This is a genomic window from Dactylosporangium sp. NPDC049525 (assembly GCF_040676755.1).
GTDB lineage: Bacteria > Actinomycetota > Actinomycetes > Mycobacteriales > Micromonosporaceae > Dactylosporangium.
This window is the reverse complement of sequence record NZ_JBFAPO010000001.1, coordinates 126800-145527: the sequence shown is the minus strand read 5'-3', so window position 1 is coordinate 145527 and position 18728 is coordinate 126800. Positions and strand designations below refer to the sequence as shown.

Genomic DNA, 18728 nt, shown 5'->3' with positions numbered 1-18728 from the left:
ACGGGCCACCGGCCTCACCGGGGTTCCACAGTTGCGGAGGTGACTAGACCGGGTCGCGGTAGGACTAGACCAGGTCGCGGTAGTAGTAGAACATCGGCTCGGCCGCGCCCGGCTCGGTGTTGCTGAAGCCGTGCGCCTCGTAGAACCGCCGGGCGTCCACGTCCTCGCCGTCCACGTTGATCTCGAGCGCCTCCGCGCCGCGCCCGCGGGCCAGCTCACACGCGGCCGTGAGCAGCGCGTGGCCGTAGCGCCGGCCGCGCAGTCCGGGGCGCACATACAGTTCGTCGAGGGTGACGGCCGGTCCGTCGTACCAGACACTCACCCGGAACGAGAGCACGGCGAGACCGGCGGCGGGGGCGTCGGCGGTGGGCTCGCCGGTCAGCAGCGCGGCCAGGTCGTCCCCGGCGAGCAGGGTCTTCAGCCGCCCGGCGAGGACCGCCACACCCGGCGACGGCGTGTCGAACTCCCGGTTGAACGTGTCCAGCATGTCGGCGACGAGCTCAGCGTCGGCGGGGGTCGCCCGCCGGACCGGATGCGTGTGCTCCATCCGGCCATCCTCCCGCCCAGCCGCCGCCCCGCAACGCATTTCGACGGCCCCGGGCCGGCAGGCGTGCTGCCGGCCCGGGAACGCAGGGTCAGGCGGCGACGGTGCAGACCGTGCCGTTGAGGCGGAAGGCGGTCGGGAGGACGTTGGGGCCGTTGTACCCGCCGACGAAGCCGGTGCTGGTGGCGCCGCCGCTGGCGGCAAGGGCGCCGTTGGTGTCGATGTTGGTGATCTTCACGTCGCGGCCGGTCTGGGTCCAGTTGCCGTTCCAGCTGCCGTTGACGGTCTGCCAGGTGGTGGGCCAGGTGAACGTGAGGGTCCAGCCGTTGATCGGGTACGTGCCGGTGTTGGTGATGTCGATGTTGCCGACGTAGCCGTTGCCCCAGTCGTTGACGTCGGTGAAGCGGACGGTGCAGGTGCTGGTCGCCGGGCTGGTGGTGGTGAACGTCAGCGGCGGCGAGGACCACGAGAGCCGGCCGGCGGTGTCGCGGGTGATGACGTTGACGGTGTACCGGGTGCCCGGGTTCAGGTTGGCGACCTGCAGCGACGTGCCCGGCGTCTCGCCCAGCTGCTCGCTGGTGGTGCCGTTCTGGCGGTGCACCTCGTACTTGGCGATCGGGCTGCCGCCCGCCGGCGCGGCCGGCCACGCGATGGTCGCCGTGGTCGCGCCGATGGCGGTCGTGGTGGGCTGGCCAGGTGCGCCGGGAGCGCCCGTGACCGGCGACGACGGGTGCAGCACGAGCAGCGTCAGCGAATACGGCGCGAGGGTCTGCGCGGCCGCGGTGCCGGTGGCCGCCGTGCTCAGGCCGGTGTCGCCGTTGCGGAACGAGATGACCGTCGGCGCGGCGGCGGCGGGGGAGTAGCCGGCGTACTGGAGGCTGACCGCCCGCGCGTTGTCAGGGTCCTTGTTGACGAGCAGGACGGCCAGATCGCCGTTCGGCCGGCGGGCGGCGTGCGCGCTCAGCAAGGGGTCACCGGTGCCCGCGCGGACGAGCTGGTCGCCCGGGCGGATGAAGGACTTCATGAGACTCAGCGCGTGGTACGGCGCGAACGGCGTGTTCATCGCCGGCTCGCAGACCGTGCCGCCGGTCTGGCAGCCGCCGCTGGACAGCAGGCCGAAGTCGCCGTAGTCGGTCTGCCCGGCGACCGTGGACACGGTGCCGATGCCGTTGTGCACGTTCCACCACTGGACCGTGAAGACGCCGTTGTCCAGCAGGCTGCTGTACGCGTCGGCGAGGAACAACGCGCCCGGCTGCGTGTTCTGCCCGACGCCGACGTTGAGCTCGGTGAAGCTCACCTTGATGCGGGCGGCGCCGGCACCTGCGTACCGGGCGAGCTGCTGGCGCGTCAGGTACATGATGTCGTCGATCTGATCGGTCTTGCCCAGCGACTCCGCGGCGGTGCCACCACCCGGGTACCAGTGCAGGTCCACGAAGTCGATGGACGGTCCGGCGACGGAGAGCACGACCTGGTTCCACGTGCCCGCGTCGCCGGAGCCGACCAGCCCGTCGGGCCAGTTGCCCGGCGTGGTGAGTACCGCACCGATCTTGATCGTCGGGTCGACCGCCTTCATGGCGGCCGCGAACGCCACCACGCCCTCGGCATAGGCCCGCGGGCTCTTGTCGGCGTGGTTGTCCGCCTCCCACGCGGAGCCGTAGTGGCCGTTGCCGTAGTTCTCGTTGCCGATCGTCCAGTACTTCGCGCCGTAACCCTTGGTCACATTGGCGTAGCGGACCCAGTCGGCCGCTTCTTCCGCGGTACCGGTGCCGTAGTTCGCGATGATCATCGGCTGGGCGTGGATCCGGCGTACCGAACCCATGAACGTGTCGAAGTCGGTGTTCGGAGCGACGTAGCCGCCGGGAGCGGTGTGGTCGCGCCAGTGGTAGATGTCGGCGTAGGAGCCGCCCGGGTACCGGATCATCTGCGCGCCGGCGGCACCGAGCAGGTCCGACACGGCGGTCGTGCCGAGCTCGGCGTCCCAGATCGCGTCGTTGACGCCTAACGCGGTGTCCGGGACGGTCGCCAGGCCGGCTCTGGCGTTCACGGTGACGGTGGTGGGCACGGGGTCGGCGGCCGCGGCGACGCCTGGCACGGCGGCCGACATCCCGGCCGCGAGCAGCAGCGCCGTGCTCATCACGGCGCGGCGGCTCACGGCACGGCGGAGTCCGATCTGCATGGCGGTCCAATCGGAGAGCTTGAATGGAAGCGCTCCCATGCTGGTGACGTCCCGAGATCAGGTCAAGCGCTTCGACAACCCCGCCGCCGTGACCTTCAGCTGGTCCGTGAACGTTCCACGGTCGCCAGGTACTCCGCCACCGCCCATTGATGGTTGTGCTCCGCCCAGCCGCGCGGCGTGGCGTGGTACGACGGGTCCGTCCGGCTCGGATCGGCACCGAGCTCGACGAGCGCCTTGACTGTGTCGAGGTGCCCGTGGAACGCGGCCTGGTGCAGCGCCATGCCCTGTACCGGGAACCCCAGCCGCGCCATCAGCCGCACCGCCGCGGTCCGGCCGTCGATCGCGGCGGCGACCAGGTGCTGAGGGTGCGCCGCGATCGCAGCCGCCGTCCGGAGCCGCTCGGCGGCCTCCTCGTCCGCGCGCGTGCAAGCGCCGAGGAACTGCAGCACGGGGTCCGCGCTGCCGCCGTCATCGAAGAGGTCAGGGTGCCCGTGCAGGGTGGCGAGTTCCCGGGCGGTGCGCCCCCCGAAAATGGGATGCGCGGTGCCCACCCCGTCCGGATCGGCACCATGGTCGAGCAGCAGCCGGGCCCGGTCGAACCGGCCGTGCCGCGCGGCCTTGATCAGCTCGTCCTGCAGCAGCTGCGCCGGCGTCGGATGCGTGTGCCCGAGCCGCCGGTGCCAGACCCCGCCGTCACCGCGACCCAGCCCGTGCCGCAACAGCAGCCGCAGGTGCTCGTCCCCGTCCGGCTGCAGGCCGCAGTTGTACAGCGTCTGGCTGTCGTTCGGGTCGGCACCCGCGCTCAGCAGCAGCTCCGCCAGCTCCAGCCGGAACTGGTGCGGCGGCGGCGCGCCCTCACCCCCGCCGAACGCCCCCGTCAGCACCGTGAACGGCGACGTGAGCCCGTCCCACAGGAACCCCGCTTCGGGGTCGGCACCCCGCTCCAGCAGCAGCCGCGCGACCTCCAACGTGGAGTGCCCCGGCGCCGTGCTGTCGATACGCGAATACGCCAGGTACAGCAGCGGCTCCCACCGGTGCGGCCCACCCTGCCGGTCCGCCAGCCCAGGATCGCCGTCCAGCAACCGCCGCGCCGCCGCCACATCCCCCACGGCGGCCGCCGTGAAGATCGACTCCCCGGCCAGCTCCGGCCGCTCGGCCAGCATCCGCCGCGCCCGCGCCCACCGCGCGGGATCGTCGTTGCTGTAGGTCAGGCAGCCCAGCAGCAGAAACTCATCGACCGGCGCGCTCGTGCCGTCGACGGGCCGGCGGTGCGGCGACCGCGTGAACCGGTCGATCGCGTCGAGGGTCGCCCGCAGCGCCGGCCAACTCGCGAACCCGTAGGACCGGGCGACCACCAGCAGCGCATCGGCCCGGGCAAAGGCCTGCGGCGGCCGCGGATGGAACTCCCGCACCGCCGCGAGAGCTTGCGCGTCCCCGTCCCGGACCCGCCGCTGCAGCGTCTTGGCCTGGTTGCGCAGGTGCTCGAGGTCGGGATTGTCGGGAAGACGGCGGGTCGGCATGGCTGCCTCCTTGTCCGGATGCCTGGCGCCCGCATGCTCAGGCCGGAAAGGAGGGGTGACGCACCGGCTTCGCTTCGACCTTCCAGGTGGGCTTGGCCCTTCGCGCGGACTGCCGGCGCCCCGAGCGCCACCCCCCACCCTAAGCGACCCACCCCCCGCCGTCACCCACCCGGCAAACCGCGCCGATCCGTCCACCCGGCAGCCATCCCCGGATCAGTCGAGGTCAGCGCTTATGCCAGGGCACCGATCTTCCGAGTGCCTCTTGCGATGGCGCATCCAGATCGTCACGTCGAGGACGCGCAACGCACTGATCTCGTCAGGCAGCCCGGCCGCTTCCCGAAGCGTCGCCAGTCGCTGCGCGAGCACGCCATCCCGTTTCTGCAGCATGCCGTCCAGCCAGAGCCAGAAGCCCTTCGGGGCGCCATAGGCACAGCGCACCACTCTGTCGTAGACCGGGATGAGCCTGGGGCGTTTCCGGGCGAGCAACTTCCCCGCGGTGACCCAGCCGACGTCGTCGCAGTTCTTGAGAAGATGCCACGCGTTGCTGGCCGGACTGTTCACGGCAACGCGCGCGGCGGACTTCTCGGTCCCAAGCACCGCGTCGACCGGAATCTCCCGCAGCTCCCTTGTGATCGTGTTGCCGAGCTCCCCTTCGAGCAGGTGGAGTGCCACCCGGGCTGGCACCCGAACGTTGAGCATCTCGACTGCGACCAGGTCGTCTGCGGTGATGACATCCCAACTCGCCGCGCGGTCCCCGCCGCCGGCCAGCCTTTCGAATCGACTGCCCGTAAATGGTGGTGCGTCGCCTGGTCGCGGGCCGGCTGCGAAGTATCGCTGCAGGTCCAGCTTGGACTGCGGCGCGTCGAGCACCTGCAGCAGTGTGGCCAGGTTGATAACCCGTTTACCAGTCATGTGTACCTACCTGTTTGAGCCGGTGGCGGTGTTGCGGCGGATCTCTCTGACGGACCCCACAACCCGGTGGATCCCTGTTCGTCGGCGATCAGTAATCCACCGGGTTGTTTGTCGGCGGTCGGTTACGGTGCGGCGGGTGAGCAGCGAGCGGGAGCGCGTCATCGTTCTGGTCGACGACCTGCGGTCTTTCGTCGATGGACGGGCGGCGGAGGTGGCGCGGACCAGCGCGGCCGGGGTTGAGGTCCTCGGCCGGTACCGGCAGCGGCGGATCGATGAGCTGTGGCTGGACCACGACCTGGGCGGCGACGACACGATCTGGCCGGTGGTGGAGCTGCTGGAGCTGGCCGCGTTCGAGGAGCGCCCGTTCGACGTCGGGGTCGTCGTCATCCACTCCGCGAACCCGCCGGGTGCGGCCAAGATGCTGCAGGCCCTGCGCCGCTGGGGCTACGAGGTCCGCCTGGCCGCCGGTTCCCCGCACGTCGCATACCTCGGCACGTGACCGACGCACGTGACCGACGCGCGTGACCGACCCGATTCGAGCGGCTCGATGGTTGACGGGTTGCGCAGAGTGCACTAGCTTCGCGGCTACTGCAAGTCTCTTCCGGAATCGGATCCGCCCGTAGCCGATTCCGGGAGGAACCTTCCGGAGGCTCATGTGACCCCGCATCGGCGCGACGTCCTCAAGCTCCTCGGTGCCGGCACCGCCGGGGCCCTTCTGCCCATCTCCGTGCTGGCTGGGTCGGCCCAGGCGGCCGGGTCGGTGACCGTGTCGCTCGACGGGGGGTGGCGGTTCGCGACCGACCCCGGCGGGACCGGTGAGGCCGCGGGCTGGGCGCAGCCCGGGTTCGACGACTCCGGCTGGGCGACGCTGCAGGTGCCCGGCAACTGGGACGTGCACGACGCCTGGGCCGGATATCGCGGCTGGGGCTGGCACCGCAGGACCGTCGCGTCGCCCGCGGTTGTTGCCGGGCAGGTCGTCCGGCTGCGGTTCGAGGCCGTCTACTACCGGGCCAGGGTCTGGTTCAACGGTGCGTATCTCGGCGAGCACCAGGGTGGCTACACGCCGTTCGAGTTCGACGTGACCAGCCGGCTCACCAGTACCAACACCGTCGTCGTCGCGGCCAGCAACAGTTACTCCATCGGCGCGTGGTGGCCGTGGGGTGGGATCAGCAGGTCGGTCTCGCTCACCGTGGACGCGGCCGTGCGGATCGAGCGGCAGCACGTCATCGCCACGCCCGACCTGGGCAGCGGGGCCGGCAGCGTCGTCAACTGGGTCACGCTGTCCAACGCCGGTGCCAGCGCGCGGACGGTCACCGTGCGCAGCACCTATCCGTGGGGGGCGCCCGCGACGACGGTCACCGTGCCGGCGAAAGGCACCGCCGAGGCGCGGCTGGACAGCGGCGTGGCGGCCGGGCAGTTCGAGCTGTGGGGGCTCGACCGGCCCGTGCTGTACACCTGCGACACCACCGTCAGCGAGGGCTCGACGGTGCTGCACGGCAAGGCCGACAGGTTCGGGTTCCGCAAGGTCGAGGTGCGCGGCACGGCGATCCACCTCAACGGGGAGCCGGTCCGGCTCAACGGCTACAACCGGGTCGGCGACGACCGGGTGGTCGGGGCGACCGAGCCGACCTACCTGGTGCGGCGCGACCTCGACCGGATGAAGGCGGCCGGGGCCGGCCTCATGCGCATCCACCACGTGCCGCAGACGCCGGAGCTGCTCGACTACGCCGACGAGATCGGCATGCTGCTCATCGAGGAGATCCCGGTCTGGGGCAGCGGCGCCAACCTCGACCCGGCGAACGAGACCACCCGCGCCGAGCTGCGCGACATGATCCGCCGCGACTACAACCACCCGTCGATCGTCGCCTGGTCGGTGGCGAACGAGATCCGTGGCGCCAGCGAGGAGGGGCGCGTCTTCGTCCGCGAGATGATCGCGTACATCAAGTCCACATTGGACAGCACGCGGCTGTGCACCTACGTCAGCAACACCTCCGGCAGCGCCGCCACGCCAGGCGCGGAGGCCTTGCAGTACACGGATTTCGCCTGCATCAACATGTACGGCGGCTTCGCCGGCGGCGCGGATCACGTGCACGGGCTGTACCCGGACAAGCCCGTCTTCGTCTCGGAGTACAGCTCCGACAGCTTCACGTTCCCCACCACCCGCGAGGACGTCGACTTCCGCACCACCAGCGACGCCGCCGCGACCGTCTTCCCCGGCCGGCCGTGGATCGTGGGCAGCGCACACTGGACGTTCAACGACTACCGCAGCAGCTTCGGCGGCACGTCGCCGAACCAGGTCCGCGGCTGGGGCATCCAGAACGTGTGGGGGCAGCGGAAGCGGGCGTACGCGCAACTGCAGGCCACCAACGCGCTCGTGGCCGGACTCGGCATCACCGCGGCAACCGGGTTGAGCCTGCTCACGGTCAATCCGCGGGCCGATGCCCCGGCCCGCGTCCTGCGCGGGCACCGCCTCGCCTGGCAGGTCACCGACGCGCAGGGCACCGTCATCGACGGGCGGATCGTCCCGCTGCCCGACATCGCACCCGGCGCCGCGACCCTCCAGCGGGCCGTGCGCTGGACCGACCCGGGCACCGCCGTCCGGCAATGGCTGACCCTCCTCGCGCCGTCCGGCCACGAGATCGCCGTGTCCACATTGGACATCCGGGTACCCGCGGCGCCGGTGATCCGCGCGACGGTCGCCGCGAACGGGGCGGTGCGGGTCGTCTTCGACCGGGTCGCCAACGCCGACAACTACCGGGTGCTCACCTCGACCGGCGTCACCGGCGCGGACACCGTCAATGGGTTCGCCGATCTGACGGGCCTCACCAACGGCAGCGCCATCCAGGTGCGGGTCGTCGCGGTCAACGGCGCCGGCGTCTCACCCGCCTCCGCGCCGGTGACCGTCACCCCGACCGGCACCCTGGCGCTGCCGCCCAAGATCCAGGATGTGGTACCCGTCGCCGGCGGGTTCGTGCTCGGCTTCATCGTCGCCCCGAATGCGACCGATCACCAGGTGCAGGCGTACTCCGGCACGACCGTCGTCAGCGACGTCACCACGGCGCTCAAGGGCTCGGTCCGCGGCACGGTCGCCGCAAGTTCCGTGCGGATCAAGGGCTCGAACACCGTCTGGAGCGAGCAGGCGCCGGTCACCGCCGCGACGTTCACCGTGCACGGCGCGCTTGCCGCCGACGACCGGGTCGCGGTGCGGATCACCCCACACCCTGAGGCGGAGCGGTACGAGGTGACCGCCACCGGCGGCGGCCGCACCGTCGTGCGCGTCGTGGAGTCCTCCGCCGTCGAGCTGCTCACCGTCACCGGGCTCGTCGCCGACGCCGCCCAGCAGGTGAGCGTCCGGTGCGGGACCGCCGCCGGCTGGTCCGCCCCGCAGACCCTGCCCGCCCGCACCACCCCGCCGCTGCCGACCGGCACCCCGGCCGCCCCGACCGGGCTCGGCAGCTCCACCAGCGGCGGCGTGACAACCCTCGTCTGGTCCGCGGTCAGCGGCGCCGCCGGCTACCTCGTCGCCGCCGCCGACTGCGGCCCGGAACGCACCGTCGCCGTCGTCGCCGGCGGGACCACCCTCGTGCTCGGCCCGCAGGGCACCGTCGCGGGCATCGCGTACCGGGTCACCGCCGTCGGCGAGAGCGGCACCAGCGCACCCTCGGCCGGCTACGTCGTGCCCGGCACCCCCGGAGCGCGGCAGGTCACCGTCACACCGCTGGACACCACCGCCGACTGCGCCGGGTCGATCCGGTACCGCGAGACCGGTACCTGGCTGGCCAGCAGCCTCGCCGGCGTCGACGGCACCCCCAGCCGCTACAGCAACACCGGCGGCTCCACCGCCACCTGGGCACCGACGCTGCGCGCGGCCGGCACCTACCTGGTCGAGGTGTGGGTGCCGGCGAGCACCAGCAGCACGACCGCCGCCGCGTACCAGATCACCCACGCCGGCGGCACCGCACAGGTCACCGTCGACCAGGTCGCCGCGGGCGGGACCTGGCGCATCCTCGGCACGTGGGCCTTCGCGCAGGGCACCGCCGGCAAGGTCGTCCTGACCGCCGGCACGACCTTCGCCCGGGCGAACGCGGTCCGGTTCACCCCGGCGTAAATGGGTGACGGCGGGGCCGGGCCGGATGCCACGATGGCGCGATGGGCTACACGATCAGAGCGGTGCGGGCCGAGGACTGGGCCCTGGCCAAGGAACTCCGGCTCGACGCACTCCAGGACCCCGTCGCGGCGATCGCGTTCCTCGAGACGCACGAGCAGGCCGTCGCGCAGCCCGACGAGTTCTGGCAGGGCCGGACCGCCACCGCCGCCGAGGGCACGACCGTGCGGCAGTTCATCGCCGAGGACGGCGCCGGGCGCTGGCTGGGCACCGTGACCGTGCTCGTCGAGCTGCCCGGCGTGGTGGACTACTTCGGGTACACCCCGGAGGTGGCGCAGACGCACGTCGTCGGCGTCTTCGTCCGGCCCGAGGCGCGCGGCACCGGCCTCGCCCAGGCGCTTTTCGACGCCGCGCTCGCCTGGTCATGGGCGCTGCCCGAGCCGCACGTCGAACGCGCCCGGCTCTACGTCCACGAGCACAACGCCCGCGCCCAGGCGCTGTATGAGAAGGCCGGCTTCAAGCGCACCGGCAACACCGTGGAAGCCGCCGCCGGCCGCGAGTTCGAATACGCGGTCGAGAGGAGCTGAGGGCAGGGCCGACCGGAGTCGAACCGGCGTTCCCCGCCTTGCGAAGGCGGTGCGACAACCTCTGCGCTACGGCCCTGCCGCGCAGCAGTCTAGGGCGTTACCGGTTCAGGCTCCGCAGGAACTCGAGGTCCGGCCGGCCGGTCCAGATGGCGACCCGAGGATACGGCGCGCTGGACCGGGCCTGCGGGTCGGCGCCGGCCGCGAGCAACGCCCGCACCAGGTCCGCCGGGCCGTGGTCGACGGCCGGGTGCAGCGGGGTCTCACCGTTCAGGTCGCGGGCGTTGACGTCGAGGCCCGCCGCCAGCAGTCGCGGCAGCAGGTCCACATCGGACAGTCGCGGCAGCAGGTGCAGCAGCGTGCGGCCCCGCTCGTCACACACGTGCGGGTCGAGCCCGCCGTCCAGGGCGGCGGCCACGGCCGGGCCGTCGCCGTGCAGGGCCAGCGTCAGGAACTCGCGACGCAGGCCACGCATCGGGCCGGGCAGCCGCACGGTCGCGTCCCGCCAGCCGTCGTGCGCCGCGACGCAGCCCTGCACCCGGCCACCGAACGCCTTGATCATGCGCTCCCGCCGGATCTCCTCCGGCGGGTGGTCCAGCCGGATCGCGCCGTCGCGCAGGAGCACCTCGTGGACGGCGTCGTCGCAGTGGACCCGGATGCGGTCCCGCAGCTTCGGCGGCGCGGGCGGTGTGGGAGGTGTACCGGCGGGGAACAGCGCCGCATGCACCAGCGGATGCAGCTGGTCGGGGCGCACCCGCCCGTGCAGCAGGGCGGTCAGCTCCTCCGGCCGGCGGGCCAGGACGTGCGGCAGCCGCGGCACGCGGTCCAGCGGCAGCCCGAACTCGGCCACCTCCGCGCGCACCCGGCCCTCGTCGACGCGGCCGTACGGCACACCGGCGACGAGCCGGGCCCGTGGCCGCCCGGTGTCGAACCGGTCCAGGACGATGCACCGGCCCCGCAGGTCGATCCGCACGAGCCCGGACCGCGTGTCCACGCCCACCGGCATCGGCTCCGGCCGCGGCGGGGCGACCGCCCGGCGCGCCGCGGCACCGCCGGCCGGGGAGCGCGCCTCGTGGCCGGGTTCCGGCTCCGCCAGCCCGGTCCGGCGCAGGTCCGCGATGTGCTCGACGACCCAGCCGGCGGCGCCGGCGAGCGCCGCGTGCAGGGGGCGCAGCCAGGTGAGCGACTGCTCGACCACGGCCCGGCGGGCCTCGTCCCGTTCGGCGCCGGTCCGCCCGGGGCCGAACGCGGCCGGGTCGATGCGGTCCCGGCTCCAGCCCTCGTCGAACAGCAGCACCTCGAGGGTGAACCCGGCCGCCGCCCACGCCTGCGCGTGCCGGCCGCCCTCGTCGAGCAGCACGGCCCGCTCGACCAGACCCTCCGGCCCGTCGCCGCCGGGGGTGTCCAGCCGCTCGCCGGTGGCGGTGAAGAACGGCAGCCGGGTCTCGCCGCCGCAGCGGGCCAGCAGCCGCGCCGTCCGCCGCGAGTCCCAGCGGTCCCGGAGGTGCAGCAGCGCGTCGTCCCGCCGGCCGACCGCGGTGCCGTCCAGGCGCTCGAACCGCAGCGCGATCCGCTGCGGCCGGTCGAGGCGGTCCGGCGGCCGGGCGACGAGCGCGTGCGCGTCGGGGAACAGCGCCAGCGGCAGCCGCAGCCCGGTGCGCAGCAGCCCGTCCGCGGGGCGCCGCGGCAGATGCCAGCGCAGCAGGTCCGGCACCAGATGACGTAGCTCGTCGTCGACGTCCGCGGCGACCTGGGCGCCGTGGGCCCGCTTGAGCGCGGCGCTGTCGACCTCGACGTCGACGCCCGCGGCGGCACACGCCCCGCGCCAGTCACCGGCCAGCCGCCGCGCCGTCGCCCGCTCGATCATCCGCGCCGGCACCGCGGACGGATGCAGCGGCAGCACCCTGTCTCCTTCGCGTCGAGGGCAGTGCCGGCCGGAATCGAACCGGCGTCCTTCCGTTTATGAGACGGACGCGACGACCTCTGCGCTACGGCCCTGCCGCCGCCGAGTCTATCGACGCCGCGAGCGGCGCCTCGGCACCCTCGGACAGCAGCCGGCGGCGCACCTGATACCGGCCGAGGTCGGTCAGGTCGACGGTGAGGCCCGGCTGCGGCCACATCGCCCACAGCGTGGTGCCGTACGCGGCGGCGACCGCGGCGCGCTCCGGATCCTCCGTGCCGCCGGTGACGGTGACGGCACCGTGGCGGGCCAGGGTGGCGAGAATGTTGCGGATCGCGGTGCCGGCGACGCCGGCGAACAGCTCCGGGTCGCCGTTCGGCAGCCGGCCGGCCTGCTCGTCCAGCAGCCGGTCGGTGAGCGCCTGCAGGTCGGCCGGCCCGCCGGCGGCGTACAGCGCGTCGAGGAACAGCGGCGTCCACGGATCCAGCCAGCTGCGCAGGTGGGCGGTGCCCTTCTCCGCGTGCATCGGCGTGATCGGATGGATGAGCACCTCGGCCAGCTCCGACCACAGCTCCAGCGCCTCCCGCGCCGGCGCGGTCCCGGCCAGCACGGCATCGACGAGGTCCGCGCCCGGCCCGCGCACGACCCTGGTCCGCCGCAGCCGCACGACGTCGAACTCGATCCCGGTCCGCCACAGCGCCGCCATGACCTGTTCGCCGCCCGCCGAGGTCCTGCCGGCGGGCAGGCCCAGCGCGGTGAGCAGCGCCGGCCGGTCGGCCTTGCGGAGCTCGCCGCGGTCGTCGACGGCGCGGCCGTCGGGCCCGACCCAGCCCGCGAGGGCGGCCAGGTCGTGCAGCAGCGCGGCGCCGTCGGTGGACACCGCCTTGGCCAGGGCCGCGTCGTCCGGGAGCGCGACGGGGGCGAACCGCGCCGGCGGCGTGCACCCGCAGTCGCAGGGCAGGTCCGGCCAGATCAGGTGCTTCAGCGGCTTGCGGCCGCCGGTCACCATCGCGACCCGGCCGTGGTTGACCAGGACGGTCCCGGTCGCGTACCCCTCCTGCTCGTCCAGCATCCGGCCGAGCACCTCGCGGCGCTCCTCCGGCGCGCGGGCACTGAACCGAGCGGCCCAGGCGTCGACCTCGGCCGGGTCGCCGTCGGGGTCGACGCCGTCGCGGAGCATCGCGGTGAAGACCCGCTTCGCCAGCCCCCACCGGTCGGCGTCGGCCATCGCCGCCGGGTACTTGACCGCCAGCCGGTCCAGCTCCTTGAACAGCGCCGCCGGCCGGGCGCTGCCCGGGTGCAGCCGGCCGGTGTCGTCGAGGAACCTCAGGTAGTCGCGGAGCGTGTCCAGACCCCGCTCGGCCAGCCCCCACGCGTCGACCTGCCGCGGCACCACCGAGTCCATGAACAGGGCGTGGACGTCGCCGCTGCGCCAGCGGGTCGGATCGGGCCCTTCGCGCGCATCGGCGCGGCACCGCAGCAGGACCGCGATGCGATCCCGCACCCCGTCACCCGCCGCACCGCCGGACGCCCACGCGACGAAGTCCTCGACGATCCGCTGCTGCAACCGGGACATCGGCCGACCATAGCGAAACCCGATCGGGTGACGGCTGGTCAGGTGACCAGGCTGCTGAAGAAGTCACCGAACCCGGTGCCGAGACGGGTGATGAGGCCGAGAAGCCCTCTGGCGACGCTCGCCGCGGCCTGCGGGCGGAAGGCAATGAAATAGATGAGGAACGCCCAGGCGGCGTAGGTCAGCGTCTTCTTCAGCGTCATCGGGTGCCCCGTGCGGTGTCGTCCGGTCAAGTACCGGTCGGCCGACTACCCGGATGCCACCACCCTAACCGCTTGGCCGTCACAATCCGTAAGGCATTCAGCAGCTCAGCGTTTCGCCCGATTTGCGCGGTACCGGCCGCCGCCACCTGCACGCATCAAGGCAGCAGCAGCCCCCACTGGACGGCCCAGACCACGAACAGCGCACCACCCGCGGTGAGCAGACCGAGCCGGATCCGCTCCGCCGGGCCGAGGCCGCCGCGGTGCCGCCAGGTGGCGGCGACGCCCACCGCCGCCGCGACGGTGGCCACGGCGAGCAGCTGCAGGGCGAGCCACACCAGCGGGCGGCCCAGGATCACCGGCCCGGGCACCTTGGCCGCGGTGGCGAGCAGGAACAGCATCACGACGCAGGTGCCGGCGACGGTGACGGGAGCGAGCGCGACCAGCCATCGGGCCGCCCGCGAGGACCGGCCCCGGACCCCGCCGCGGATCCGCCGCCCGACACCGGCGAGCAGGTAGCCGGCGAAGGCGCCCACCATGGCCAGCGCGACACCGAAGTACGCCCAGGTCGAGCCGGTCACCACGGGCACGGCGGGCTCGTCGGCCAGCACGGCACCCACCATGGCGGCATCGTAGGGCGGGTCGGCGATCCAGGCGGTCTCGTAGTCCGCGTAGTCCGCCGGGAGGACGGGCAGGCGGTCGAAGCCGTCGTGGGCCGTGCGGTGCAGGTTGTGGTTGGTGCCGGCGACGACGCGGATGGTGTGCCGGGTGTTGCCGCCGTGGTCGAGGGCGGCGCCGATGAGCTCGCTGCTGCGCCGCGGCACGGAGTCGCGGTCCAGCTGGCCCCACTGGGCGAGGACCGGCTGGCGGACCTGCTGCCACGCGGGCACCGGGTCGAAGCCGGCCTCGGCGAAGAGGCCCATGGCGATGGTGGCGCGGACGGCGGTGGTCTGCATGATGCGGGGCATCGACCCGCGCACCCCGGCGTGCCGCAGGTAGGTGCCGTAGGCCCAGGCCGTCTGGGCGGCCACGGTGGTGCCGACCGCGCCGACCGTGATCAGGAACGTGACGTCGGTCGAGCGGTTCGCGGCGATGGGGGCCACGAACGCGCCCTCCGACAGCGCCCACAGCCCCAGCCGGGCCGGGTCGACGTCCGGCCGGTCGCGCAGCAGCCGGATCCCGGCGAGCGCGTCGTCGGCCAGCACCGAATAATCGCGGTGCAGCAGGGAGTACCCGACCGAGCGCTTGTCGTAGAACAGCGTCACGATGCCGTGCCGGGCGTACGCCTCCGCCTCCGGCCGCAGATAGGACCGGCCGCGGTTGCCGGCGCCCTCCAGCATGACGATCCCCGGGCGGCGGGTGGTGCCGGCGGGCGGGGCCGCGGCCGGGGTCAGGACCGTGCCGTGCAGCACGACGCCGCCGTTGCCGGTGAAGGAGACCTCCGTGGCGGTGAAGCCGTCGGGTGCCGAGTGCGCGGGAGCGGCCGGCGCCCCCAACAGCAGAAGCGCCGTGATGAGCAGTGCCGTGCCGAGACGTCGCATCGAGATGCCCCTTTGTCCAGTGGATGCCGGCGCTCAGACTGGCCGGTGGGACACGGGCCGGCCCAGGGCAGCGGCACCTCGACGCAATCAGGTGCGGGCACCCTGTCGGGCGCGCCGGGTGCGGCCTACCGTCGTGGTCGTGAACCGGTTTCGTGATCGTCTGCGGGAGCTCGGGTGGCTCGCGGTGGGTGCGGCCATCGGGCTGCCCGCGCCGGCCCTGCTGGTGCTCGTCGCCGTGGCGGGACCGGCGAGCCTGGCCGCCGGGCTGGGCGTGGCGCTCTTCGCCGCCGCGGTCTGGGCCTGCCGCCGGCTCGCCGGTGCGCAACGCCGCCGGGTCGGGGCGCCGTCCCCGTACCGGCCGCTGAGCGGCAACGGGTGGGCCCGGCTGCGCACCGTCATGCGGGATCCGGCGACGTGGCGGGACCTGGCGTGGCTGCCGTGCCAGTTCGTGGCCGGCCTCGGCGGGCTCGTGCTGACCGCCGGGCTGTGGCTGGCCGCCGTCCAGTGCGTGACGGCGCCGGCGCTGCGGGCGTTGCTGCCCGAGCCGACCGGGTTCGACCCGGCGGTGCTCGAGTGGACCGGCCGGTCCGGGCCGCTCACCTGGGTGCTGGTGCCCGTGGGCGCCGCCCTCGCAGTGCTCGCATATCACCTGCCCCGGCACCTGATCCGCGGCCAGACCCGGCTGAGCAGGGCGTTGCTGGAGCCCACGGCCGCGGCCCGGCTGACGGCCAGGGTCGACCGGCTGACCACCACCCGCGCGGCCGCCGTGGACGCCTCCGCCGCCGAGCTGCGCCGCATCGAACGCGACCTGCACGACGGCGCCCAGGCGCGGCTGGTCGTGCTGGCCATGCACCTCGGGGTGGCCGAGGACGTCATCGACGACAACCCCGCGGTCGCCAAGGCACTGCTGACCGAGGCGCGGACCGGCGCCGGCGCCGCCCTCACCGAGCTGCGCGGCCTCGTCAGGGGCATCCACCCGCCGGTGCTCGCGGACCGCGGCCTGGCCGCCGCCGTGCACGCGCTCGTCCTCGACAGCGCGGTCACGGTCGAACTGGACCTGCGGCTGGAGCGGCGGCTGGCCGCGCCCGTGGAGGCGGCCGCCTACTTCGCCACCGCCGAGGCGCTGACGAACGCCATCCGGCACAGCGGCGCCGGGCAGGTCCGCGTCAGCCTCGTCGACGCGGGCGACACCGTCCAGATCACCGTGCGCGACGACGGCCGCGGCGGCGCCGACCCGTCCCGCGGCACCGGCCTGCTCGGCATCCAGCGGCGGCTGTCCGCGTTCGACGGCACCGTCCGCGTCAGCAGCCCGGCCGGCGGCCCGACCGTGCTGGAGATGGAGCTGCCGTGCGGGTCCTGATCGTCGAGGACCAGGTGCTGCTGCGCGACGGCCTGACCCGCACGCTCACCGCGTACGGCTTCGACGTCACCGTCACCGAGGCCGACGGCGAAGGGCTGGCCGAGCGGCTCGTCGCGGCGCGACCCGACGTCGCGGTGGTCGACGTCCGCCTGCCGCCCACCTTCACCGACGAGGGCCTCCGCGCCGCCGTCGCCGCCCGCCGCGCGGTGCCCGGCCTGCCGATCCTGGTGCTGTCGCAGTACGTGGAGCGCCTCTACGCCCGCGACCTGCTCGCCGACCGGGCCGGAGCGGTCGGCTACCTGCTCAAGGACCGGGTCGGGGAGGTCCGCGAGTTCGTCGACGCGATCCGCCGGGTCGCCGCCGGCGGCACCGTGATGGACCCGGAGGTCGTCGCGCAGCTGATCCACCGCCCGGACACCCTCGACAACCTCACCGCCCGGGAGGGCGAGGTGCTGCGCCTCATGGCGGAAGGACACTCCAACGCCGCGATCGCCACCCGCCTGGTCCTCGCCGAGAAGTCCGTCAACAACCTCATCAACTCGCTCTTCGCGAAGCTCGGCCTGCCCCCGTCCGGCGACCACCACCGCCGCGTCCTCGCCGTCCTGAGCTACCTCGACCACCGGTAGAGCCGTCATGATGGAAGGTATGGAAGCCCCGCTGGACCGGGCCGCGGTCGAGGCCGCGCTGCGCCCGTTCGGGTCCTCACGGATGCTGCCCGCGCAGGCCTACACCGACCCTGTGGTCCTCGCCTGGGAACGGCGGCACCTGTTCGCCGACGCGTGGACGTGCGTCGGCCGCGTGGGCGAGCTCAGCGACGGCTGCACCCAGCGTGCTGTCACCGTCGGCGATGTGGGGGTACTGCTGACCTTCCCCGAGGGCTCTTCCGACGGCACCGTGCGCGCTTTCGCCAACGTGTGCCGGCACCGCGCGCACGAGCTGCTGCCCGACGGCGGGTCCAACCGGCGACCGGCGGCGGTGTGCCCGTATCACGGCTGGGCCTTCCGCCTCGACGGCGCGCTCGCCACGGCGCCCGGCATGGGCCCGCTCGACGCCGAGGAGTTCGGCCTCATCGAGCTGCCGGCCGAGGTCTGGGAGGGCTGGCTGTTCGTCAACGCCGGCGCGCCCGCCCCGCCGTTCGAGCAGCACCTGGGGGCACTGGACGGTGTGCTGCGCCCGTACCAGATGGGCAGCCTGCAACTCGGCGCGCGCCACGAATACCGGGTGGCGGCGAACTGGAAGGTGATGATCGACAACTACCACGAGTGCTACCACTGCCCGCTGATCCACCCCGAGCTGTGCAAGGTGTCCCCGCCCACGTCCGGCGACAACTGGTCCATGCCGGGCGCGTGGGTCGGCGGCTCGATGGACCTGCGACCGCACGCCTCGACCATGTCCTTCGACGGCACCGGCCCCGGCGTCTACATCCCCGACGCCCCGCGCCGCACCGTGCTCTACGTGGGGCTGTTCCCCAACCTGCTGGTGTCCGCGCACCCGGACTACGTGATGACGCACCGGCTGACCCCGCTGGAGCCGGGCCTGACGTCGATCGAGTGCAGCTGGTTCTTCCCTGCCGGGTTCTCCGAGACGGCATACGCGGTCGACTTCTGGGACCTGACGAACCGGCAGGACTGGGCCGCGTGCGAGTCGGTCCAGCGCGGCCTGAGCTCCCCGCACTTCGTGCCCGGCCCGCTCGCCCCGAACGAGGACGCCGTCTATCAGTGGACGACGCTGGTCGCCGAGGCGTACCTGGGCCGTGGCGTGCGCCTAACCTAGCTTCTTCGTCAGGGTCTCGAACGCCAGGTCGTCCCGCAGCGGGCGGCCGAAGCGCTCGTCGCCGTACGGGAACGGCGCCAGCTCGCCGGTCCTTTTGAAGCCGCGCCGCACGTACCAGCCGATGAGGTCCTCCCGCTGGACGATCACCGTCATCCGCAGCTCCCCGGCGCCCCACTCGTCCCGGGCGATCCGCTCCGCCTCGGCCAGCACCGCCCGCCCGAGCCCGTTGCCCTGCTGGCTAGGGTCGACGGCGAACATGCCGAAGTAGCCGTACCCCTCGCGCCGCTCCAGCTGGCAGCAACCGACGACCTCGCCGTCCTGCTCCGCCACCAGCACGAACGTGTCGGTGATCGCGGCCTCGACCATCGCCGGGTCGGTCCGCTGCCCCTCGAGCAGGTCCGCCTCGGTCGTCCACCCGGCGCGGCTGCTGTCCCCGCGATAGGCGGACTGCACCAGCGCGACCACGGCCGGGATGTCGGAGCTACGAGCGGGGCGGAAGGTCACCATGACGGCATTCTAGGATCGCCGTGTCCGGGGTCG

15 protein-coding genes and 2 tRNA genes are annotated in these 18728 nt (G+C 73.4%); 6 read left to right on the top strand and 11 right to left on the bottom strand.

What is annotated here, in order from left to right:
* Nucleotides 1-64 precede the first annotated feature (64 nt).
* The 4 genes from AB0K00_RS00575 to AB0K00_RS00560 form a co-directional block, all read right to left on the bottom strand.
* Nucleotides 65-547: a GNAT family N-acetyltransferase gene (locus tag AB0K00_RS00575; protein ID WP_363513017.1), complete on the bottom strand. Its 483-nt coding sequence runs from the start codon at nucleotides 545-547 to the stop codon at nucleotides 65-67.
* Between the two features lie 88 nt (nucleotides 548-635).
* Entirely contained in the window at nucleotides 636-2720 is a 2085-nt protein-coding gene (locus AB0K00_RS00570; RefSeq protein ID WP_363513014.1) for a cellulose binding domain-containing protein, read from the bottom strand.
* A 95-nt stretch (nucleotides 2721-2815) separates the two neighbouring features.
* The gene (locus AB0K00_RS00565) at nucleotides 2816-4240 is read right to left on the bottom strand and encodes an ankyrin repeat domain-containing protein (protein ID WP_363513011.1); all 1425 of its coding nucleotides are present in this window, start codon (nucleotides 4238-4240) and stop codon (nucleotides 2816-2818) included.
* Nucleotides 4241-4453: 213 nt separating this feature from the next.
* A complete protein-coding gene (locus AB0K00_RS00560) occupies nucleotides 4454-5152 on the bottom strand; it encodes a DUF6308 family protein (protein ID WP_363513008.1) in 699 nt (232 codons plus the stop codon).
* 136 nt (nucleotides 5153-5288) lie between these two features.
* Here AB0K00_RS00560 and AB0K00_RS00555 point away from each other — a divergent pair, with 136 nt between their 5' ends.
* From AB0K00_RS00555 to AB0K00_RS00545, 3 genes are all read left to right on the top strand, one after another.
* A complete protein-coding gene (locus tag AB0K00_RS00555) occupies nucleotides 5289-5651 on the top strand; it encodes a cyclic-phosphate processing receiver domain-containing protein (protein ID WP_363513005.1) in 363 nt (120 codons plus the stop codon).
* A 156-nt stretch (nucleotides 5652-5807) separates the two neighbouring features.
* Entirely contained in the window at nucleotides 5808-9260 is a 3453-nt protein-coding gene (locus AB0K00_RS00550; protein WP_363513002.1) for a glycoside hydrolase family 2 TIM barrel-domain containing protein, read from the top strand.
* A 41-nt stretch (nucleotides 9261-9301) separates the two neighbouring features.
* Complete coding sequence (locus AB0K00_RS00545; protein ID WP_363512999.1) at nucleotides 9302-9844, top strand: GNAT family N-acetyltransferase; 543 nt, start codon at nucleotides 9302-9304, stop codon at nucleotides 9842-9844.
* Between the two features lie 3 nt (nucleotides 9845-9847).
* Here the strand turns inward: AB0K00_RS00545 and AB0K00_RS00540 are convergent.
* The 6 genes from AB0K00_RS00540 to AB0K00_RS00515 all read right to left on the bottom strand — a co-directional run bounded on the left by AB0K00_RS00540 (nucleotide 9848) and on the right by AB0K00_RS00515 (nucleotide 15055).
* A tRNA-Ala gene (locus tag AB0K00_RS00540) sits at nucleotides 9848-9920 on the bottom strand.
* A 21-nt stretch (nucleotides 9921-9941) separates the two neighbouring features.
* Nucleotides 9942-11744, bottom strand: a complete 1803-nt coding sequence (locus AB0K00_RS00535) for an ankyrin repeat domain-containing protein (protein WP_363512997.1) — start codon at nucleotides 11742-11744, stop codon at nucleotides 9942-9944.
* 22 nt (nucleotides 11745-11766) lie between these two features.
* Nucleotides 11767-11839 (bottom strand) — tRNA-Met (locus tag AB0K00_RS00530).
* Nucleotides 11830-13317 carry a hypothetical protein gene (locus AB0K00_RS00525; RefSeq protein WP_363512995.1) on the bottom strand — a complete coding sequence of 496 codons (1488 nt, stop codon included), beginning with the start codon at nucleotides 13315-13317 and terminating at the stop codon, nucleotides 11830-11832. The genes AB0K00_RS00530 and AB0K00_RS00525 overlap by 10 nt, the downstream gene beginning before the upstream one ends.
* Nucleotides 13318-13355: 38 nt before the next feature.
* Entirely contained in the window at nucleotides 13356-13517 is a 162-nt protein-coding gene (locus AB0K00_RS00520; RefSeq protein ID WP_363512992.1) for a hypothetical protein, read from the bottom strand.
* Between the two features lie 155 nt (nucleotides 13518-13672).
* Nucleotides 13673-15055, bottom strand: a complete 1383-nt coding sequence (locus tag AB0K00_RS00515; protein ID WP_363512989.1) for a hypothetical protein — start codon at nucleotides 15053-15055, stop codon at nucleotides 13673-13675.
* Between the two features lie 139 nt (nucleotides 15056-15194).
* Between AB0K00_RS00515 and AB0K00_RS00510 the strand changes: the two genes are divergently transcribed.
* The 3 genes from AB0K00_RS00510 to AB0K00_RS00500 are packed head-to-tail and all read left to right on the top strand — an operon-like array spanning nucleotide 15195 to nucleotide 18188.
* Nucleotides 15195-16415: a sensor domain-containing protein gene (locus AB0K00_RS00510; protein WP_363512986.1), complete on the top strand. Its 1221-nt coding sequence runs from the start codon at nucleotides 15195-15197 to the stop codon at nucleotides 16413-16415.
* Nucleotides 16403-17041 (top strand): response regulator transcription factor, encoded by a 639-nt coding sequence (locus AB0K00_RS00505; protein WP_363512984.1) that lies wholly within the window; start codon nucleotides 16403-16405, stop codon nucleotides 17039-17041. Before AB0K00_RS00510 ends, AB0K00_RS00505 begins: the two co-directional genes overlap by 13 nt.
* A 19-nt stretch (nucleotides 17042-17060) precedes the next feature.
* Entirely contained in the window at nucleotides 17061-18188 is a 1128-nt protein-coding gene (locus tag AB0K00_RS00500; protein WP_363512982.1) for an aromatic ring-hydroxylating dioxygenase subunit alpha, read from the top strand.
* On the opposite strand, the gene AB0K00_RS00495 is transcribed toward AB0K00_RS00500, so the two are convergent.
* Nucleotides 18180-18695, bottom strand: a complete 516-nt coding sequence (locus AB0K00_RS00495; RefSeq protein WP_363512980.1) for an N-acetyltransferase — start codon at nucleotides 18693-18695, stop codon at nucleotides 18180-18182. The genes AB0K00_RS00500 and AB0K00_RS00495 overlap by 9 nt on opposite strands.
* Nucleotides 18696-18728 lie beyond the last annotated feature (33 nt).

Excerpts from the sequence above, each read along its gene's own strand:
- AB0K00_RS00575 (WP_363513017.1), bottom strand. The coding sequence starts at position 547 with ATGGAGCACACGCATCCGGTCCGGCGGGCGACCCCCGCCGACGCTGAG.
- AB0K00_RS00570 (WP_363513014.1), bottom strand. The coding sequence starts at position 2,720 with ATGCAGATCGGACTCCGCCGTGCCGTGAGCCGCCGCGCCGTGATGAGC.
- AB0K00_RS00565 (WP_363513011.1), bottom strand. The coding sequence starts at position 4,240 with ATGCCGACCCGCCGTCTTCCCGACAATCCCGACCTCGAGCACCTGCGC.
- AB0K00_RS00560 (WP_363513008.1), bottom strand. The coding sequence starts at position 5,152 with ATGACTGGTAAACGGGTTATCAACCTGGCCACACTGCTGCAGGTGCTC.
- AB0K00_RS00545 (WP_363512999.1), top strand. The coding sequence starts at position 9,302 with ATGGGCTACACGATCAGAGCGGTGCGGGCCGAGGACTGGGCCCTGGCC.
- AB0K00_RS00525 (WP_363512995.1), bottom strand. The coding sequence starts at position 13,317 with ATGTCCCGGTTGCAGCAGCGGATCGTCGAGGACTTCGTCGCGTGGGCG.
- AB0K00_RS00520 (WP_363512992.1), bottom strand. The coding sequence starts at position 13,517 with ATGACGCTGAAGAAGACGCTGACCTACGCCGCCTGGGCGTTCCTCATC.
- AB0K00_RS00515 (WP_363512989.1), bottom strand. The coding sequence starts at position 15,055 with ATGCGACGTCTCGGCACGGCACTGCTCATCACGGCGCTTCTGCTGTTG.
- AB0K00_RS00500 (WP_363512982.1), top strand. The coding sequence starts at position 17,061 with ATGGAAGCCCCGCTGGACCGGGCCGCGGTCGAGGCCGCGCTGCGCCCG.
- AB0K00_RS00495 (WP_363512980.1), bottom strand. The coding sequence starts at position 18,695 with ATGGTGACCTTCCGCCCCGCTCGTAGCTCCGACATCCCGGCCGTGGTC.